This window comes from Kitasatospora sp. NPDC006697 (assembly GCF_042869935.1).
In the GTDB taxonomy this organism is placed as follows: Bacteria; Actinomycetota; Actinomycetes; order Streptomycetales; family Streptomycetaceae; genus Kitasatospora.
Genome location: NZ_JBIAGU010000006.1, coordinates 36,227 through 55,070 on the forward strand (window position 1 = coordinate 36,227; position 18,844 = coordinate 55,070).

Annotated in this window: 13 protein-coding genes; 8 read left to right on the forward strand and 5 right to left on the reverse strand. The window is 71.7% G+C overall.

Going from position 1 to position 18,844, the window contains the following annotated elements; translation table 11 throughout:
- The first annotated feature begins 12 nt into the window (after positions 1 to 12).
- Both ACFYNO_RS10285 and argF read left to right on the forward strand, forming a co-directional pair.
- A complete protein-coding gene (locus tag ACFYNO_RS10285; RefSeq protein ID WP_388008463.1) occupies positions 13 to 2,703 on the forward strand; it encodes a polynucleotide kinase-phosphatase in 2,691 nt (896 codons plus the stop codon).
- Between the two features lie 176 nt (positions 2,704 to 2,879).
- On the forward strand, positions 2,880 to 3,881 hold the full coding sequence (argF, locus tag ACFYNO_RS10290) for an ornithine carbamoyltransferase (protein ID WP_388008466.1): 1,002 nt from the start codon (positions 2,880 to 2,882) through the stop codon (positions 3,879 to 3,881).
- A gap of 45 nt (positions 3,882 to 3,926) precedes the next feature.
- Here the strand turns inward: argF and ACFYNO_RS10295 are convergent, their stop codons facing one another.
- From ACFYNO_RS10295 to ACFYNO_RS10305, 3 genes are all read right to left on the reverse strand, one after another.
- Positions 3,927 to 4,484, reverse strand: coding sequence for a superoxide dismutase family protein (locus ACFYNO_RS10295; RefSeq protein WP_388008469.1), 558 nt, complete (start codon positions 4,482 to 4,484; stop codon positions 3,927 to 3,929).
- 187 nt (positions 4,485 to 4,671) lie between these two features.
- Positions 4,672 to 5,799 (reverse strand): hypothetical protein, encoded by a 1,128-nt coding sequence (locus ACFYNO_RS10300; RefSeq protein WP_388008472.1) that lies wholly within the window; start codon positions 5,797 to 5,799, stop codon positions 4,672 to 4,674.
- A 58-nt stretch (positions 5,800 to 5,857) separates the two neighbouring features.
- Positions 5,858 to 6,367, reverse strand: a complete 510-nt coding sequence (locus tag ACFYNO_RS10305) for a SigE family RNA polymerase sigma factor (RefSeq protein ID WP_388009128.1) — start codon at positions 6,365 to 6,367, stop codon at positions 5,858 to 5,860.
- Positions 6,368 to 6,654: 287 nt separating this feature from the next.
- Between ACFYNO_RS10305 and acnA the strand changes: the two genes are divergently transcribed.
- From acnA to ACFYNO_RS10325, 4 genes are all read left to right on the forward strand, one after another.
- Entirely contained in the window at positions 6,655 to 9,300 is a 2,646-nt protein-coding gene (gene acnA, locus ACFYNO_RS10310) for an aconitate hydratase AcnA (protein ID WP_388008475.1), read from the forward strand.
- A 540-nt stretch (positions 9,301 to 9,840) separates the two neighbouring features.
- Positions 9,841 to 11,238 (forward strand): N-acetylglucosamine/diacetylchitobiose ABC transporter substrate-binding protein, encoded by a 1,398-nt coding sequence (gene ngcE / locus ACFYNO_RS10315; RefSeq protein ID WP_388008478.1) that lies wholly within the window; start codon positions 9,841 to 9,843, stop codon positions 11,236 to 11,238.
- 141 nt (positions 11,239 to 11,379) lie between these two features.
- Positions 11,380 to 12,312: a carbohydrate ABC transporter permease gene (locus tag ACFYNO_RS10320; protein ID WP_388008481.1), complete on the forward strand. Its 933-nt coding sequence runs from the start codon at positions 11,380 to 11,382 to the stop codon at positions 12,310 to 12,312.
- A 13-nt stretch (positions 12,313 to 12,325) separates the two neighbouring features.
- On the forward strand, positions 12,326 to 13,282 hold the full coding sequence (locus ACFYNO_RS10325; protein WP_388008484.1) for a carbohydrate ABC transporter permease: 957 nt from the start codon (positions 12,326 to 12,328) through the stop codon (positions 13,280 to 13,282).
- A gap of 106 nt (positions 13,283 to 13,388) precedes the next feature.
- On the opposite strand, the gene pepN is transcribed toward ACFYNO_RS10325, so the two are convergent.
- Both pepN and ACFYNO_RS10335 read right to left on the reverse strand, forming a co-directional pair.
- Complete coding sequence (gene pepN, locus ACFYNO_RS10330) at positions 13,389 to 15,959, reverse strand: aminopeptidase N (RefSeq protein ID WP_388008487.1); 2,571 nt, start codon at positions 15,957 to 15,959, stop codon at positions 13,389 to 13,391.
- Between the two features lie 73 nt (positions 15,960 to 16,032).
- Positions 16,033 to 17,427 carry an amino acid permease gene (locus tag ACFYNO_RS10335; RefSeq protein WP_388008490.1) on the reverse strand — a complete coding sequence of 465 codons (1,395 nt, stop codon included), beginning with the start codon at positions 17,425 to 17,427 and terminating at the stop codon, positions 16,033 to 16,035.
- Positions 17,428 to 17,695: 268 nt separating this feature from the next.
- On the opposite strand from ACFYNO_RS10335, the gene ACFYNO_RS10340 reads away from it, so the two are divergent.
- On the forward strand, positions 17,696 to 18,295 hold the full coding sequence (locus ACFYNO_RS10340) for a biotin transporter BioY (RefSeq protein ID WP_388008493.1): 600 nt from the start codon (positions 17,696 to 17,698) through the stop codon (positions 18,293 to 18,295).
- A gap of 49 nt (positions 18,296 to 18,344) precedes the next feature.
- On the forward strand, positions 18,345 to 18,833 hold the full coding sequence (locus ACFYNO_RS10345) for a ribose-5-phosphate isomerase (RefSeq protein ID WP_388008496.1): 489 nt from the start codon (positions 18,345 to 18,347) through the stop codon (positions 18,831 to 18,833).
- The last annotated feature ends 11 nt before the right edge of the window (positions 18,834 to 18,844 follow it).

The following is an 18,844-nucleotide window of genomic DNA, read 5'->3' on the forward strand; positions in this document are numbered from 1 at the left end:
AAGGAGCCCACGATGACCGAGCAGACCCCTGACGCCACCGCCGACGCCACCGTCACCGACGACGCGGCGGCGACCGATGCCGCTACCGACACCGGCACCGACGCTGCTACCGACACCCCCGACGCGGCCGTCCGCCGGCTCCAGATCACCGACCTCGCGCTGGTCGTGCTGGTCGGCACCAGCGGCGCGGGCAAGTCCACCTTCGCCCGCACCCACTTCGCGCCCACCCAGGTGATCTCCTCCGACTTCTGCCGCGGACTGGTCTCGGACGACGAGAACGACCAGTCCGCCTCGGCCGAGGCCTTCGAGCTGCTGCACCACATCGTCGGCAAGCGGCTGGCGGCCGGCCGGCTGACCGTGGTGGACGCCACCAACGTCCAGCAGGCCGCCCGCAAGCAGCTGATCGAGCTGGCCCGGCAGCACGACGTGCTGCCGGTGGCGATCGTGCTGGACGTGCCGCCCGGCCTGTGCGCCGAGCGGAACCGGCAGCGCCCGGACCGCGACTTCGGCGCGCACGTGATCCCGCGTCAGCACCGCGAGCTGCGCCGCTCGCTGCGCGGCCTGGAGCGCGAGGGCTTCCGCCGGGTGCACCACCTGCGCGGCCCGGCCGAGGTCGAGTCGGCGCGGATCGTGCTGGAGCGGCGCTGGAACGACCTGCGCGAGCGCACCGGCCCGTTCGACATCGTCGGTGACGTGCACGGCTGCCGCGCCGAGCTGGAGACCCTGCTCGGCGAGCTGGGCTACGCCCTGGTCCGGGACGAGCTGGGCCGCCCGGTGGACGCGCTGCCGCCCTCCGGCCGCACCGCCGTCTTCGTCGGCGACCTGGTGGACCGCGGCCCGGACACCCCCGGCGTGCTGCGCCTGGTGATGGGCATGGTCGCGGCCGGCCACGCGCTCTGCGTGCCGGGCAACCACGAGAACAAGCTGGGCCGGGCGCTGAGCGGCCGCCAGGTCACCGTCTCGCACGGCCTCCAGGAGTCGCTGGACCAGCTGGCCGCCGAGCCGCCGGAGTTCGTCGCCGAGGTCCGGGCCTTCATCCGCGACCTGGTCAGCCACTACCTGCTGGACGGCGGCCGGCTGGTGGTCTGCCACGCCGGTCTGCCGGAGCGCTACCACGGCCGCACCTCCGGCCGGGTCCGCTCGCACGCGCTCTACGGCGACACCACCGGTGAGACCGACGAGTACGGCCTGCCGGTCCGCTACCCGTGGGCCGAGGAGTACCGGGGCAAGGCGCTGGTGGTCTACGGCCACACCCCGGTGCCGGTGCCGAGCTTCCTCAACAACACCGTCTGCCTGGACACCGGCGCGGTCTTCGGCGGCAGCCTGACGGCGCTGCGCTACCCCGAGCGCGAGCTGGTCTCGGTGCCGGCCGAGCGGGAGTGGTACGCCCCGGTGCGCCGGGTGGCGGCCGATGCCCCCGGCGCCCGGGACGGCCGCCCGCTGGACTTGGCGGACGTGGCGGGCCGCCGGGTGGTGGAGACCGCCCAGCACGGCCGGATCGCGGTCCGCGAGGAGAACGCGGCGGCCGCGCTGGAGGTGATGAGCCGGTTCGCGCTCGATCCGCGGCTGCTCTCCTGGCTGCCGCCGACCATGGCGCCGGTCCCGACCTCGAAGCGGGAGGGCTACCTGGAGCACCCCGAGGAGGCGTTCGCCGCCTACCGGGCCGACGGGGTGGCGCAGGTGGTCTGCCAGGAGAAGCACATGGGATCCCGGGCGGTGCTGCTGGTCGGCCGGGACGAGGGCGCGGTGGCGCGCCGGTTCGGCCCGGCCGGGCCGGGCGCGATCTGGACCAGGACCGGCCGGGCCTTCCTGGCCGACCGGGAGCTGACCGCCGCGCTGCTCGACCGGGTCCGGGCGGCCGCCGAGGCCGCCGGCCTCTTCGCCGAGCTGGAGACCGACTGGCTGCTGCTCGACGCCGAACTGCTGCCCTGGTCGCTCAAGGCGGTGGAGCTGCTGCGCCGCCAGTACGCCGCGGTCGGCGCGGCCGCCGGCGCGGTGCTGCCCGAGGTGGTGGCCGCGCTGCGGCTGGCCGGCGGCCGGGGCGTGCCGGAGCTGGCGGAGCTGACCGGCCGCCAGCAGCGCCGTGAGGTGGACGCCGAGGCCTTCGGCGCGGCCTACCGCCGGTACTGCTGGCCGACCGAGGGGCTGTCCGGGGTGCGGCTGGCGCCGTTCCAGGTGCTCGCCGCCGAGCGGGCCAACCTGGCGGTGCGCCCGCACGGCGAGCACCTGGCCTGGATCGACCGGCTGGTCGCCGCCGACCTGGCCGCGCACCCGGCCGAGCCGCTGCTGCGGGAGACCGGCCGGATGCTGGTGGACACCGGGGACGAGGAGTCGGTCCGGGCCGCCACCGCCTGGTGGGAGGAGCTGACCGGTGCCGGCGGCGAGGGCATGGTGGTCAAGCCGCTGGCCTCGCTGGTGCGCGGCCGGGCGGGGGAGGGCCGGCCCGGCGGGCTGGTCCAGCCGGGCCTGAAGGTGCGCGGGCGGGAGTACCTGCGGATCATCTACGGCCCGGAGTACACGGAGCACCTGCCGGCGCTGCGCTCCCGCTCGCTGGGCCACAAGCGCTCGCTGGCGCTGCGCGAGTACGCGCTGGGCCTGGAGGCGCTGGACCGCCTGGCGGCCGGTGAACCGCTCTGGCGGGTGCACGAGCCGGTGTTCGCGGTGCTCGCGCTGGAGTCGGAGCCGGTGGACCCCCGGCTCTGACATCCCGCCTCCGCCCCCGCATCCCGCATCCCGCCGCGCGGCGGGGACCCGTCCCGGCCGCGCGGCCGTGCTCCCCGCACGGGACCCGCACCCGGAGGTCACTGAGGTCACTGCATATTAATTCGTCTCCTCGTATACTATTGCCGGACTGCTTTCCGTCACCCCAGGAGCCCGGCATGGCGTTCAACCTCAGGAACCGGCACTTCCTCAAGGAGCTCGACTACACGGCCCAGGAGTTCCGCTACCTGCTCGAGCTGTCCGCCCAGCTCAAGGCGGCCAAGGCGGCGGGGACGGAGCAGCCGCGGCTGCGGGGCAGGAACATCGCGCTGATCTTCGAGAAGACCTCCACCCGGACCAGGTGCGCCTTCGAGGTCGCCGCCCACGACCAGGGCGCCCACACCACCTACCTGGACCCGGCCGCCTCCCAGATCGGCCACAAGGAGTCGGTCAAGGACACCGCCCGGGTGCTCGGCCGGATGTTCGACGGCATCCAGTACCGCGGCCACGGCCAGGCCGTCATCGAGGAGCTGGCCGAGTACGCGGGCGTGCCGGTGTGGAACGGGCTCACCGACGAGTGGCACCCCACCCAGATGCTCGCCGACCTGCTCACCGTCCAGGAGCACTGCGCCAAGCCGCTGGACCAGGTGGCCCTGGCCTACCTCGGCGACGCCCGCTACAACATGGGCAACTCGCTGCTGATCACCGGCGCCCTGCTCGGCCTGGACCTGCGGATCGTCGCCCCGGCCAAGTACTGGCCCACCGAGGAGGTCCGCAAGGCCGCCGACCAGCTGGCCGCCACCAGCGGCGCCCGGATCACCCTGACCGAGGACGTGGCGGCCGGCGTGGCCGGTGTCGACTTCCTCTACACGGACGTCTGGGTCTCGATGGGCGAGCCCAAGGAGGTCTGGGCCGAGCGGATCGCCGAGCTGCTGCCCTACCAGGTCTCGATGGAGACCGTCCGGGCCACCGGCAACCCCGCCGTCAAGTTCCTGCACTGCCTGCCGGCCTTCCACGACCTGGGCACCGCGGTCGCCCGCCACCTGCACCAGAGCACCGGCCTGGCCGAGCTGGAGTGCACCGACGAGCTCTTCGAGTCGGCGCACTCCATCGTCTTCGACCAGGCCGAGAACCGCCTGCACACCATCAAGGCCGTGCTGGTCGCCACCCTCGGTGACTGACCCGCGCTCAGCAGCCCCGGTGCCGGCGAGCGGACGGCCGCCGGCTCAGAAGTCCGCGTTGACGCAGCCGACCCGCTCCACCGCCGGGTGCCCGCCCGCGTCCGGTCCGGCGTGCAGCACCAGCGAGTGCGCGCCGCCCGGGCGGAAGGTCCAGCCGACCTCGGCGCTCGCCGCGCCGTCCCCGTGCGCGTCGGTCCGCAGCAGCAGGTGCACCTCGTTGCGGTCGTTGGCGTAGGCCGGGTCGGTGGACGGCTGCACCGGGTCCACCCGGTCCTGGTAGTGCGGCCCCGAGTCGCCGGGCGCCGTGCCGCAGGCCCGGGTGTGCACGTGCGCCGGGTACTCGTGGTGCGGCAGCAGCCCCCGTACCTCCAGGGTCACCCGGGTGCCGCCGTCCCGCGCCACCGCCAGCACCCGCGCCCCGGCGCCGGCCGGCACCAGGTCGGGCGCGAAGGTCACCGCGGTCGGCGCCGGCAAGTCCGTGGCGGGCGCGAAGGACCCGCCGGCCAGGGTGAGGGGCCCGGCCGCCCCGGCCCCGGGCGCGCCCAGCGCGACCAGGGCCAGGGCGGCGGCGAGGGCGGAACCGGTGAACAGTGCAGCACGCATGGCGGGCGGACCTTTCGTCAACTGGTGGCACGTCAGCCCCACCGTCCCGCCCGCACCCCCGGAGCCCCGGGCGACCGGGCCGCGAACCCCGGCCGAGTCACCCGGACGGAAGGGCCCGGACAGCACCGACGGGACGGTTCCGCACCCCCGTGAATGCGGTACCGCCCCGTCGGAGTCCCAGGGGCCGTCAGCCGGCCGGCCAGACCGGCTCGGTCTCGATCGTCAGCCCGGTGTTGGGCGGCGGGCAGCTCTTGGCCGAGGGCGTCGGCCCCGCGCCGGCCGACCCGCTCGCCACCCAGCCGGCCGTCGGCGTGTCCGCCGGGATCGGGGGCAGCACGGTGGCCGGCGCCGAGGTGGGCCGCGCCGACGGCATGATCGTCAGCCCCCCGCCGGGGCCCATCACGCACTGCGGCCCGTCGAGGTCCAGGTACGGCGACACCACCGACTGGGCCGCGGCCCGGAACCCGGGGGTCACCCAGGCCTGCATCTCCGCGCTGGTGACGATCGAGGTGAGCAGGTCCGCGTCGAGCGAGGGCGGTGCCATCGCGCCCGACCCCGGCATCTGGTTCTCCCGGTCCTCGAACGCCGAGACCACCACGCCGTCCGCCCGCTTGTAGATCACATTGGTGCTGATCTCCATCTGCCCGGTGCGCCGGACGATCTGGTACGAGCCTCCGTCCGGACCGTCGGAGGTGCTGCAGTCCACGGTGCCGCCGCTGTTCTTGGCCTTGATGTCGGAGCAGGCCTGGGTCGCCTCCGCGACCAGCGGATCGCTCCCGGACAGCTGCGCCAGGTAGTGGGTGATGTCGGTGTCGAGGTTGATCTCCAGGAACTGGGTGCCCTTGCCGTCCACCGGACCGGTGGACGACGCCCTGACGTGCAGCTGCGGGGTGGGCTTGCCGGCCACCGTGAAGACCGTGGTCTGCCCGCTGCCCTCGCCCATCTCCACGCCCTGCGGCATCCGGCGCACCGCCGCCAGCAGCAGGTCCTGCCCGGTGGCCGCCAGCCGGCCGTTCAGCACCGGCAGCGGCGAGGCCGGCGGCCCCAGCGGCGAGCTGCCGCTGCCGGCCGCCCCGACCCGGTCCGGGCCCCCGCCGCCCACCAGCGCGGCCGCGCCCGCCACCAGCGCCACCGCCCCCGCCACGGCGCCCAGCGCCAGGCCGCGCCGGCGCCGGCGCAGCGAGCGCCCCTGCGCGGCGGCGCCCGCGATCAGCGCGGTCAGCTCGGGCTCCACCCCGCCCACCGACCGCTGGAACGCTCCGGCGAGTCTGGCACCGTCCCGCTCCTCCTCATGTGTCCAGTCCGATCCCTGCATGACCGCCCTTCCTCGCCGTCACACGAATCCAACGAAGTGTCAGCCGGAGCCCGGCGCCTCAGCTGAGCAGCAGGTCGGCCTGCGGTCCCAGCACCTTGCGCAGCCGGACCAGCGCCCGCAGGCACTGGCTGCGCACCACACCGGGACTGGTGTTCAGCTCGGCGGCGGTCTCCTCGACGCTGCGGTCCTCCCAGTACCGCAGCACCAGTACGGCCCGGTCCCGGGGCGTCAGTTCGCCCAGGGCCGCGAGCAGCGTCACCCGCAGTGCGGGATCCGCGTCCGGCGCCACCTCTTCGGGCAGCTCGCCGGCGGCCGGCCGTTCGGCGGTGCGCCGCAGCCGGTGGTGCGAGAGATAACTGCGCACCAGCACGGTGCGCGCGTAGGCGTCGGGATGGTCGGCCCGCTGCACCCTGCCCCAGGCCGCGAAGAGCTTCGCCAGCGTGGTCTGGGTCAGGTCCTCGGCGAGGTGCCAGTCCCCGCAGAGCAGCAGCGCCGTCCGGAACAGGTGCCGACCCCGGGCGTGCGCGAACTCCTCGAAGCCGCTGCGATCACCGCCGCCCCATGGCATTCCGACCACTCGTCCCCCTCCGATCCGTCGCTCTCGCCAGGTAAGGACGCCCGAGCCCGACCCCCGCGTTACGGCCCGGTCCGGGGAAGTCCCCAGGGGCGCGCCGGAGGGGTGCCCGAGGTCACTCCGGGACCGCCCATGCACTATGGTTTATCTCGACATCGAGATAACTCGACGCTATGATTTATCTCGACATCAAGATACTTGCCGAGAGGCGATCCCCGGGCTTCCTCGTGTGGGCAGCCGAAACCCCACGTGCCGCACGAAGCACCTAGAAGGAGTCAGTCGTGTCCGCGAACAGCTTCGACGCCCGCAGCTCGCTGCAGGTGGGCGACGAGTCGTACGAGATCTTCAAGCTCTCCGCCGTCGAGGGTTCCGAGCGGCTGCCCTACAGCCTCAAGGTCCTGCTGGAGAACCTGCTCCGCACCGAGGACGGCGCCAACATCACCGCCGACCACATCCGGGCGCTCGGCAACTGGGACCCGTCGGCCGCGCCGAGCCAGGAGATCCAGTTCACGCCCGGCCGCGTGATCATGCAGGACTTCACCGGCGTGCCGTGCGTGGTCGACCTCGCCACCATGCGCGAGGCCGTCAAGGAGCTGGGCGGCGACCCGGCCAAGATCAACCCGCTGGCCCCGGCCGAGCTGGTCATCGACCACTCGGTGATCGCCGACAAGTTCGGCACCCCGGACGCCTTCGTCCAGAACGTCGAGATCGAGTACGGCCGCAACAAGGAGCGCTACCAGTTCCTGCGCTGGGGCCAGACCGCCTTCGACGAGTTCAAGGTCGTCCCGCCGGGCACCGGCATCGTGCACCAGGTCAACATCGAGCACCTGGCCCGCACCGTCATGGTCCGCAACGGCCAGGCCTACCCGGACACCTGCGTCGGCACCGACTCGCACACCACCATGGTCAACGGCCTGGGCGTGCTGGGCTGGGGCGTCGGCGGCATCGAGGCCGAGGCCGCGATGCTCGGCCAGCCGGTCTCGATGCTCATCCCGCGGGTGGTCGGCTTCAAGCTGAACGGCGAGCTGCCGGCCGGCGCCACCGCCACCGACCTGGTGCTCACCATCACCGAGATGCTGCGCAAGCACGGCGTTGTCGGCAAGTTCGTCGAGTTCTACGGCGCCGGCGTCACCGCGATCCCGCTGGCCAACCGCGCCACCATCGGCAACATGTCGCCGGAGTTCGGCTCGACCTGCGCGATCTTCCCGATCGACGCCGAGACCATCAACTACCTCAAGCTCACCGGCCGCGACGAGCAGCAGCTCGCCCTGGTCGAGGCCTACGCCAAGGCCCAGGGCCTGTGGCACGACCCGTCGGTCGAGCCGGTCTTCTCCGAGTACCTGGAGCTGGACCTGGCCACCGTGGTCCCGTCGATCGCCGGCCCGAAGCGCCCGCAGGACCGCGTGGTGCTGGCCGAGTCCGCCGCCCGGTTCGCCGAGGCGCTGCCGGCCTACTCCGCCGAGGCCTCCAAGCCGACCGCGGTGACCGCCCCCGACGGCTCGTCCTACGAGATCGACAACGGCGCCGTGGTGATCGCCTCGATCACCTCCTGCACCAACACCTCCAACCCCTCCGTCATGCTGGGCGCCGCCCTGCTGGCGAAGAAGGCCGTGGAGAAGGGCCTGCACGTCAAGCCCTGGGTCAAGACCACCCTGGCCCCCGGGTCCAAGGTCGTCATGGACTACTACGAGAAGGCCGGCCTGCTCCCGTACATGGAGAAGCTGGGCTTCAACCTGGTCGGCTACGGCTGCGTGACCTGCATCGGCAACTCGGGCCCGCTGCCCGAGGAGGTCTCCGCCGCGGTCAACGAGGCCGACCTCGCGGTCGTCTCGGTGCTCTCCGGCAACCGCAACTTCGAGGGCCGGATCAACCCGGACGTCAAGATGAACTACCTGGCCTCCCCGCCGCTGGTGGTCGCCTACGCCCTGGCCGGCAACATGAACGTCGACATCACCCGCGACGCCCTGGGCCAGGACGCCGATGGCAACGACGTCTTCCTCGCCGACATCTGGCCGTCGGAGCAGGAGGTGGCCGACACCGTCGCCAACTCCATCGACCAGGACATGTTCGCCAAGGACTACGCGGACGTCTTCGCCGGCGACCACCGCTGGCAGTCGCTCCCGGTCCCGACCGGCAACACCTTCGAGTGGGACGCCGAGTCCACCTACGTCCGCAAGCCCCCGTACTTCGAGGGCATGGCCAAGACCCCGAGCCCGGTGACCGACATCGCCGGCGCCCGGGTGCTGGCCAAGCTGGGCGACTCGGTCACCACCGACCACATCTCCCCGGCGGGCAACATCAAGGCCGGCACCCCGGCCGCGCAGTACCTGACCGAGCACGGCGTGGAGAAGCGCGACTTCAACTCGTACGGCTCGCGGCGCGGCAACCACGAGGTGATGATCCGCGGCACCTTCGCCAACATCCGCCTGCGCAACCAGATCGCGCCGGGCACCGAGGGCGGCTACACCCGCGACTTCACCCAGGCCGACGGCCCGGTGTCGTTCATCTACGACGCCTCGCAGAACTACCAGGCCGCCGGCACCCCGCTGGTCGTCCTGGCGGGCAAGGAGTACGGCTCCGGCTCGTCCCGCGACTGGGCGGCCAAGGGCACCGCGCTGCTCGGCGTCAAGGCCGTCATCGCCGAGTCCTACGAGCGCATCCACCGCTCGAACCTGATCGGCATGGGCGTGCTGCCGCTGCAGTTCCCCGAGGGCCAGAACGCCGACAGCCTGGGCCTGACCGGTGAGGAGACCTTCGAGATCACCGGCGTGACCGAGCTGAACGAGGGCCGCACCCCGCAGACCGTCAAGGTCAAGGCCGGTGAGGTCGAGTTCGACGCCGTGGTGCGCATCGACACCCCCGGTGAGGCGGACTACTACCGCAACGGCGGCATCCTGCAGTACGTGCTGCGCTCGCTGATCGGCTGACAGCCCGTCTGAGCCGACGACCGCGCTCCCCCCGACCCGGGGGGAGCGCGGTCGTCGTTCTGCCCGCCCAGCACGGCTCCAGGGGCCGTGGCGAGCCCCCGCAGGCGCGGCCGGGCGCACCGGTCCCGCCAGGCGCTGCCGTTCACCTCCGCGCCACCGGACCGCGCAGACCCCGTCGCCCTCGGCATATCTGCACGAAGTTGATCGTTTCTCTGGTCAAGTGAGCATGAGCGCGCTATCGTCCTCGCTCGCAGGCAACGTTCAGGTAGCCGGGAGAAATACGCAGGCTCCCTGAACATTGCACATGCTGCACCGCCGACAACGCTTTGAGTGCCAAGGGCCGTTACCAGCGGGAAGACTATTGCCGCCGGGTGAACAGTGGACTATACCTTTGCCCATCGACCTGACCCCCTCTGACCGGCGTCTACGCCCGGTTCAAGCCCTGGCTGAGGGACGGGAATTGACGGGTCGTCAGAAATGACTCCGAGGCGGACGCCGGTTCACCTCCGCACCATTGGACACTGAGGGGTTAGGGCACACATGGGCTCTGCAACCGAGTACAACCGCCGCGACATCTTCAAGCGCGCGGCCGCCGTCACCGTGCTGGCCGCCGGTGGCAGCACCCTGCTGGCCGCCTGCGCCGCCGGCGGCGGCAGCAGCAGCGACAACAAGGGCAGCGCGCCGACCAACAGCGGCAGCGCCACCAACCCGTTCGGTGTGAAGTCGGGCGACCCGCTGGACGTCGTGATCTTCAAGGGCGGCTATGGCGACGACTACGCCAAGGCCTTCGAAGACATGTACAAGAAGACCTACACCGGCGCCAACATCAGCCACCTGGGCACCACCGACATCAGCCCCAAGCTCCAGCCGCGCTTCAACGCCGGCAACCCGCCGGACGTCATCGACGACTCCGGCGCCCAGCAGATGAAGATCGACGTGCTGGAGAAGGCCGGCCAGCTGACCGACCTCACCGTGCTGCTCGACGCGCCCTACCTGGACGACCCGTCCAAGAAGATCCGCGACGTGCTGCTGCCCGGCACCATCGAGCAGGGCACCATCGACGGCAAGATGTACTCGCTGAACTACGTCTACACCGTCTACGGCCTCTGGTACTCCAACAAGCTCTTCAAGGACAAGGGCTGGGCCCCGCCGAAGACCTGGGACGAGTTCATCACCCTGTGCGGCACCATCAAGGCCGCCGGCATCGCCCCCTTCGCGCACCAGGGCAAGTACCCGTACTACGCCAACTACGTGATCCTGGACCTGATCGCCAAGCAGGGCGGCGCGGACCTGGTGAAGAAGATCGACGCGCTCGACCCGACCGCGTTCGACGACCCGGCCGTGCTGGCCGGCGTGACCGCCTTCTTCAAGATCATGCAGGGCGACTTCCTGCTCCCGGGCACCAACGGCATGACCCACACCGAGTCGCAGACCGCCTGGTGCCAGGGCAAGGCCGCCTTCATCCCCTCCGGCTCCTGGCTGGAGAACGAGATGATCAAGGTGACCCCGGCCGACTTCGACATGGCCTTCCTGCCCATCCCGTCGCTGTCCGGCGACAAGATGGACCCGGCCTCGGTCCGGGCCGGTGCCGGTGAGCCCTTCATCGTCCCGAGCAAGGCGAAGAACCAGGCCGGCGGCCTGGAGTTCCTGCGGATGATGCTGACCAAGGAGGGCTCCGGCAAGTTCGCCGCGGCCGCCAACTCGCTCTCCGTGCTGAAGGACGGCATCGGCGCGGACGTGGTGCTCAAGCCGGGCACCAAGTCCTCCTCGGTCGCGGTCACCGCGGCCGGCAGCAACACCTTCAACTTCTCCTACCCGGACCTGCAGACGGCCTTCGACACCGAGCTGCAGAACGCCACCAACGAGCTGGTCAACAGCCGCATCACCCCGGCCGACTGGGTGGCGCGCGCCAAGGCCGCCACCTCCAAGAAGGTCTGACCCGGCCTCACCCCGGGGGTGAGCCGCTGACCGATGCGAACACCGGGGTCCGCCACGGACCCCGGTGCTTCGCCACGACACCGGTCGTACACGCTTTACCAAGCCTGTCCTGGCGCAGGCTGTGGCGGACAGGAGCAGTTGATGCGTCACAAGCAGTACCCCTTCATCGTGGGGTTCCTCATCGTCCCGGTCGTGCTCTACGTGGTACTGGTCATCTGGCCGTACCTGCAGACCTTCGGCTACTCCCTGACCGACTGGTCGGGAGCCTCCCAGCAGATGAACTTCATCGGGCTGGACAACTACACCAAGCTGTTCGAGAACGGCGACTTCACCACGGCGCTCGGCCACAACCTGCTGCTGCTGATCGTGCTGCCGCTCGCCACCATCCTGCTGGCGCTGTTCTTCGCCTTCATGCTCAACGTGGGCGGGCGCGGCGGGACCGGCGGCGTGCAGGGCGTGCGCGGGGCCGGCTTCTACAAGGTGGTCTTCTTCTTCCCGCAGGTGCTCTCGGTCGCGATCCTGTCGATGCTCTTCCAGGGCGTCTACCAGACCAGCCAGGGCGGCCTGCTCAACGGCGTGCTGATCAAGCTCGGCATCGAGCAGGCCGACAAGCCGTGGCAGTGGCTCTCCGACCCCAACCTGGGCCTGTGGTGCGTGATCGGCGTGCTGATCTGGTCCGGCGTCGGCTTCTACCTGGTGCTCTTCTCGGCCGCCATGCAGAACGTGCCGAAGGACATCTACGAGGCGGCGCTGCTGGACGGCGCCGGGCGCGGCCAGACCTTCTTCAAGATCACCCTGCCGCTGCTCTGGGAGACCATCCAGACCGCCTGGGTCTACCTGGCGATCGCTGCCATGGACTGCTTCGCGCTGGTCTCCACGATGACCCCCGGCGCCTACTACGGCGGCGGCCCGGACCACCACAGCGAGATCCTGGCGACGCTGCTGATGCGCAACTTCGTCACCTACGGCAAGGCCGGATACGCCTGTGCCATGGGCGTGGTGATCTTCTTCATCACCCTGATCCTGTCCGTGATCTCGCTCCGGGTGACCCGGCGCGAGAAGATCGAGTTCTGAGCGGGGCCCCGGCATGAGCACCCACACCGACGCGACCACCGCGGTCCCCGCCCCGCGCGACGGCGGCGCGAGCAGCACCCCGCGCAAGCCCACGGCCGCCCAGCGGTTCGCCGACAGCGGCGGCATCCTGAACGTCTTCTCGCACGGCTTCCTGGCCCTCTGGGCCGTGATGATCATCGGCCCGCTGATCTGGATCGTGCTCGGCGCCTTCAAGACCGACGCGCAGATCGGCAGCAGCGCCTGGGCGATCCCCACCCACTGGCACTTCGACGCCTTCGGCCGGGCCTGGGACAAGGGCATCGGCGGCTTCTTCCTCAACACCCTGATCGTGCTGGCGGGCTCCCTCACCCTGACCATGCTGCTCGGCTCGATGGCCGCCTACGTGCTGGCCCGCTACGAGTTCGTCGGCAACCGCACGATCTACTACTTCTTCGTCGCCGGCGCGATGTTCCCGGTCTACCTGGCCCTGGTGCCGCTCTTCTTCATGGTGAAGAACCTCGGCAGCATCAGCCCGCTGCTCGGCCTGAACAGCTATCTCGGCCTGATCCTGGTCTACACGGCCTACTCGCTGCCGTTCACCGTCTTCTTCCTCTACGCCTTCTTCCGCTCGCTGCCCACCGCGGTGCACGAGGCGGCGATGATCGACGGCTGCTCGCACACCCGGGCCTTCTTCCAGGTCATGGTCCCGATGGCGAAGTCCGGCCTGATCAGCGTCTTCATCTTCAACGTGCTCGGCCAGTGGAACCAGTACCTGCTGCCGGTCACCCTGATGCAGCAGCAGACCGGCTCCGACCCGGACCGCTCGATGCTGGCCCAGGGCCTGATCGCGCTCTCCCAGCAGAGCACCTACGCCAGCGACTTCCCGGCCCTGTTCGCCGGGATGACCATCGCGATGCTGCCGGTGCTGGTGGTCTACCTGTCCTTCCAGCGGCAGGTGCAGGCGGGCCTGACCTCGGCCACCCTCAAGTAGCCCGAACGCACCGAACGCACCGAACGCACCGAACGCCGAACGCCGGACGCCGGACGGCCCGCCCCCCGAGCAGTGGGGGCGGGCCGTCCGGCGTCCTGACGGCGCCTCAGCCGCGGTCGGCCGCCTGCGCGCGCAGCGCCCGGGCCAGGTCGTCCCGGCACTCCAGCACCAGCCGGCGCAGCGCGGGCGCGGCCTGCGGGTGGCCGGTCAGCCAGGCGTCGGTGGCGTCCAGGGTGGCCCGGTCGGTCTGCAGCCGCGGGAAGAAGCCGCCGACGAACCGGATCGCGATCTCGATGCTGCGCTCCGCCCAGATGGTCTCCAGCAGCTCGAAGTAGCGCGCGGTGTACGGCGCGGTCAGCTCGCGCTGGCCGGGCTGCTGGAAGCCGGCGGTCTGCGCGCCGACCATCGCGTTCGGCAGCGCGTCGGAGTCGGCCACCGCCGACCAGGCGGCCGCCTTGGCCTCGGCGGTCGGCCGGGCGGCCAGCGCCTGGGCGTGCTTCTGGCCGCCGCCCGCGGTGTTGTCCCGGGCCAGCTCGCCGTCCAGCTCGGCCCGGTCGGCCACGCCGGCCGCGGCCAGCGCGATCCAGAACGACCAGCGCAGGTCCTGGTCCACCTCCAGGCCGTCGATCCGGGCGGTGCCGGCCAGCAGGCCCGCCAGCAGCCGCAGGTGCTCCTCGGCGACCGCGCTCTGGGCGGCGAACCGGGCCCAGGCCAGCTGCTGGTCGCTGCCGGGGGCGGCGGCCCGCAGCTCGCGCAGCGCGCCCTCGGCGAGCAGCCGGCCGGCCTCGGCCCGGTGCGCCGGGTCGACCAGCACCTCCAGCGCGCCCGCGGCCTGCACGTGCAGGCTCTGCAGCACGCCGATCTCGGACTCCTGGCCGGCGAACCGCAGCACCAGGTCCAGGTAGTCGCGGGCCGGCATCAGCCCGTCCCGGGTCAGGTTCCAGCAGGCCGACCAGGCGAGCGCGCGGGCCAGCGGCTCGCGGATGTCGGCCAGCGACTCGCGCAGGGTGGCCAGCGAGTCGGCGTCGAACCGGACCTTGCAGTACGTCAGGTCGTCGTCGTTGACCAGGATCAGCGCCGGGCGGGGCCGGCCGGCCAGCTCCCCGACCACGGTGCGGGCGCCGGTGACGTCCAGCTCCACCCGGGCCGAGCGGACCAGCGAGCCGTCCGGCTCCCGGTCGTAGAGGCCGATCGCGACCCGGTGCGGGCGCAGCACGTCACCGTCCTGGAGCACCGCGAGCTCGGTGATCCGGCCCTGCGCGTCCACCGTCACCTGCGGGGTGAGCGAGTTGACGCCGGCGGTCTGCAGCCAGGCGGCGGACCACTCGGCCATCGCCTCGGCGCCGCGCCCGGAGGTCTCGGCCAGCACCGCCAGCAGGTCGCCGAGCACGGTGTTGCCGAAGGCGTGCCGCTGGAAGTACTGCCGGGCGCCCTGGAAGAAGGCCTCCCGGCCGGCGTAGGCGACCAGCTGCTTGAGCACCGAGGCGCCCTTGGCGTAGGTGATCCCGTCGAAGTTGAGCTTGGCGTCCTCGACGTCGCGGATGTCCGCGGTGATCGGGTGGGTGGTCGGGTACTGGTCCTGCCGGTAGGCCCAGGCCTTGCGCTGGTTGGCGAAGGTCACCCAGGCGGACTGGTACTTGGTGGCCTCCTGCAGCGCGAACGAGCCCATGAAGTCGGCGAACGACTCCTTCAGCCAGAGGTCGTCCCACCACTCCATGGTGACCAGGTCGCCGAACCACATGTGCGCCATCTCGTGCAGCACCGTGTTGGCCCGGGCCTCGTAGGAGGCGGCGGTCACCTTCGAGCGGAAGACGTACTCCTCCTTGAAGGTGACGCAGCCCGGGTTCTCCATCGCGCCGATGTTGTACTCCGGCACGAAGCACTGGTCGTATTTGCCGAACGGGTACGGGTAGCCGAACTCCCGGTGGAAGAAGTCCAGGCCCTGCTTGGTGATCTCGAAGATCTCCTCGGCGTCGAAGTACGGCGCCAGCGACTTGCGGCAGGTGGCCGCGAGCGGGATCTCCAGGGTGCTGCCGTCGGCGACCTCGCCGCTCCAGTGGTCACGGGCCACGTGGTACGGGCCGGCCACCACGGCGGTCAGGTAGGTGGAGATCGGCTTGGTCTCCAGGAAGCGCCAGGTCCTGGCGCCGTCCTGGTCCGTCACCGACTCCTCGGCGCCGTTGCTGTACACGTCCCAGGCGGCCGGCGCGGTCACGGTGAACCGGTAGGGCGCCTTCAGGTCGGGCTGCTCGAAGTTGGCGAACACCCGGCGGGCCTCGGCGGGCTCGTAGTGGGTGTAGAGGTAGGTCTCGCCGTCCACCGGGTCGGTGAACCGGTGCAGCCCTTCCCCGGTCCGGCTGTAGGCGCAGTCGGCCTCCACCACCAGGACGTTCTCGGCGGCCAGGTCCTCCAGCGCCACCCGGGCGCCGTCGAAGACGACGGCCGGGTCCAGCGGCCGGCCGTTCAGCGTGACGGCCCGGACCGCCGGCGCCAGCAGGTCGGCGAAGCTCGCGGCGCCCGGCCGGGTGCAGCGGAACCGGAGGGTGGTGGTCGAGCGGAAGGTGGCAGCGGAGGCGTCCGGGGCGCTGGTGACGTCCAGGTGCACCTCGTAGCCGATCACGCTGAGGAGGCCGGCGCGCTGCTGTGCTTCGTCGCGGCTGAGGTTCTTGCCCGGCACTGCGGTACTCCTTTGTCCGACTCGCACGGTTGTTGTGCAGGTGATGGGCAGGTCCTGCCCAACCCGCATCTTTTCACGCGCTCCTGAGACGGCGTTGGCGCACGTAGCCCACCGCGCTCAGCCCGGCCACCAGCACCGCGGCGGCGTAGAGCTGGTCCCGGTTGCCGGCCGTGGTGGTCATCAGCCCGAGCACCGCGACCACCGCGCCGATCGCCAGCCAGCTGAGGTAGGGGAAGGCCCACATCCGCACGGTCAGCAGCTCCGGCGCCTCGCGCTCCAGCCGGCGGCGCATCCGCAGCTGGGCGACGCCGATGAAGAGCCAGACCACCAGGATCGCCACGCCGGTGGTGTTCATCAGCCAGCTGAAGACGGTGTCCGGCCACCAGTAGCCGGCCAGCACCGCGGCGAAGCCGAAGCCGCAGGAGGCCAGCACGGCCGCCCGCGGCACCCCGCCGCCCACCCGGGCCAGCGCCTTCGGACCCTGGCCGCGGGCCACCAGCGAGAAGGCCATCCGGGAGGCGCCGTAGATGTTGGCGTTCATCGCGCTCAGCAGCGCCACCAGCACCACCGCCTGCATCACCTGGGCGGCGCCGGGCACCTGGAGGAAGCTCAGCACCGTGACGTAGGGGCCGAGCTTGACCACGTCCGGGTCGTTCCACGGCACCAGGGTCACCACCAGCGCCATCGAGCCGATGTAGAAGACCGCGATCCGCCAGACGGCGGTGCGCACCGCGTTGGCCACGTTGCGCCGCGGGTCGGCGGACTCGGCGGCGGCGATGGTCACCGTCTCCAGGCCGCCGTAGGCGAAGACCGAGGCCAGCAGGCCGGCCACCAGGCCGGTCGAGCCGTGCGGCAGGAAGCCGCCGTGGCCGGTCAGGTTGGCGGTGCCGGGCGCCCCGTGGCCGCCCAGCACGCCGAGCACGCCGAGCACGCCGAGCACCAGGAAGGCCAGGATCGCGCTGATCTTGACCGCGGCGAACCAGAACTCGAACTCGCCGAAGTTCTTCACGGCGGTCAGGTTGGCGGCGCAGAAGAAGGCCATGAAGACCCCGACCCAGGCCCAGCCGGGCACCCCGGGCAGCCAGGAGTTCATGATCGAGCCGGCCGCGGTGGCCTCGGCGGCCACCCCGCAGCAGAGCATCACCCAGTACATCCAGCCCGCGGTCAGTCCGGCCCAGGGGCCGATCTCCCGTTCGGCGTGCACCGAGAAGGAGCCGGAGGCCGGGTGCGCGGCCGACATCTCGCCGAGCATCCGCATGACCAGCATCACCAGCAGGCCGGAGGCGGTGAAGGCCAGGATGATGCCGGGCCCGGCGGCCGCGATGCCCGCGCCGGAGCCGACGAAGAGGCCGGCCCCGATCACCCCGCCGAGCGCGATCATCGAGAGGTGGCGCTGCTTCAGGCCCTGGCCGAGCTGGGGGCCGCCGGCGGCCTCGGGGGCCTGCGGGGGAGCGGTGGTGACGGTCATCGCAGGGACTATCCAGACAGTTCGTAATTCGGACGACCTGTCCCAATATGCGGGGAGCGGCGGCGGGTGGCACGGCCCCGCCCAGGATCCGGACCGGCCGACTGCGGAGGGTAGTCGTGCCGTTGCCCGTGGGTGAAAGCGCCGGTGCGAACCCCACAAGCGAAGGCGGTCACGGTTTGTCGCTCGTGATATCGAAAGTGTGGATCAAGGAGCGTAGGTTCACGAACGTTCACTCGATCCGTTCCGTCCCGTCGCCCTGGAGGCTCCGATGGCCCTGGCCGCCCCGCTCCCGTCCCGACCCGTGCTGGCCGACCTGCTGCCCGCCGCCGGCAGCCGGGCCGGCACCGCGCTGCGCGAGCTGGCCCTGGTCGGCGGCGGCGCCGCGCTGACCGGGCTGGCCGCACAGTTCTCGGTGCCGGTGCCCGGCTCGCCGGTGCCGGTCACCGGCCAGACCTTCGCCGCCCTGCTGGTCGGCACCGCGCTCGGCGCCCGCCGCGGCGCCGCCGCGCTCGGCCTCTACCTGCTGGCCGGCGCCGCCGGGCTGCCCTGGTTCGCCGAGGGCGCCACCGGCTGGTCGATGCCCACCTTCGGGTACCTGCTCGGCTTCGTGCTGGCCGCCGCCCTCACCGGCGCGCTGGCCCGGCGCGGCGCCGACCGCTCCCCGCTGCGCACCGCCGGCGCGATGGTGCTCGGCAACCTGGCGATCTACGCGGTCGGGGTGCCCTACCTGGCCGCCTCGCTGCACCTGTCGCTGGCGAAGGCCGCGCACCTCGGCCTCTACCCCTACCTGGTCGGCGACGCGCTGAAGACCGCGGTCGCGATGGGCGCCCTGCCGCTGGCCTGGAAGCTGATCGGCCGTCGGGACTGAGCCCGAGCCTGACGGCGGGTCGGCCCGGGCCCGTGAAACACTCGGCCCCATGCGCGTTTACCTGGGTTCCGACCATGCCGGATACGAACTGAAGAACCACCTCGTCAGCCGGCTCACCGAGCAGGGCCACGAGCCGATCGACTGCGGGCCGCACATCTACGACGCCGAGGACGACTACCCGCCGTTCTGCCTGCGCGCCGCCGAGCGCACCGCCGCCGACCCCGAGGCGCTGGGCATCGTGATCGGCGGCTCGGGCAACGGCGAGCAGATCGCCGCCAACAAGGTGAAGGGCGTGCGCGCCGCGCTGGCCTGGAGCGAGCAGACCGCCGCGCTCGGCCGCGAGCACAACAACGCCAACGTGCTCAGCATCGGAGGCCGGATGCACACCCAGGAGGAGGCGACGAAGTTCGTCGAGATCTTCCTCGCCACCCCCTACAGCAACGAGCCCCGGCACACCCGCCGGATCGAGATGCTGAGCGCCTACGAGGCGACCGGCGAACTGCCCCCCATCCCGGCCCACCACCCGCAGCAGCCCTGACGACCCCTCGC

Bases quoted from the DNA above. Each gene is read 5' to 3' on its own strand.
- ACFYNO_RS10285 (WP_388008463.1), top strand. From the start codon at position 13: ATGACCGAGCAGACCCCTGACGCCACCGCCGACGCCACCGTCACCGAC.
- argF (WP_388008466.1), top strand. From the start codon at position 2,880: ATGGCGTTCAACCTCAGGAACCGGCACTTCCTCAAGGAGCTCGACTAC.
- ACFYNO_RS10295 (WP_388008469.1), bottom strand. From the start codon at position 4,484: ATGCGTGCTGCACTGTTCACCGGTTCCGCCCTCGCCGCCGCCCTGGCC.
- ACFYNO_RS10300 (WP_388008472.1), bottom strand. From the start codon at position 5,799: ATGCAGGGATCGGACTGGACACATGAGGAGGAGCGGGACGGTGCCAGA.
- ACFYNO_RS10305 (WP_388009128.1), bottom strand. From the start codon at position 6,367: ATGCCATGGGGCGGCGGTGATCGCAGCGGCTTCGAGGAGTTCGCGCAC.
- ngcE (WP_388008478.1), top strand. From the start codon at position 9,841: ATGGGCTCTGCAACCGAGTACAACCGCCGCGACATCTTCAAGCGCGCG.
- ACFYNO_RS10320 (WP_388008481.1), top strand. From the start codon at position 11,380: ATGCGTCACAAGCAGTACCCCTTCATCGTGGGGTTCCTCATCGTCCCG.
- ACFYNO_RS10325 (WP_388008484.1), top strand. From the start codon at position 12,326: ATGAGCACCCACACCGACGCGACCACCGCGGTCCCCGCCCCGCGCGAC.
- ACFYNO_RS10335 (WP_388008490.1), bottom strand. From the start codon at position 17,427: ATGACCGTCACCACCGCTCCCCCGCAGGCCCCCGAGGCCGCCGGCGGC.
- ACFYNO_RS10340 (WP_388008493.1), top strand. From the start codon at position 17,696: ATGGCCCTGGCCGCCCCGCTCCCGTCCCGACCCGTGCTGGCCGACCTG.
- ACFYNO_RS10345 (WP_388008496.1), top strand. From the start codon at position 18,345: ATGCGCGTTTACCTGGGTTCCGACCATGCCGGATACGAACTGAAGAAC.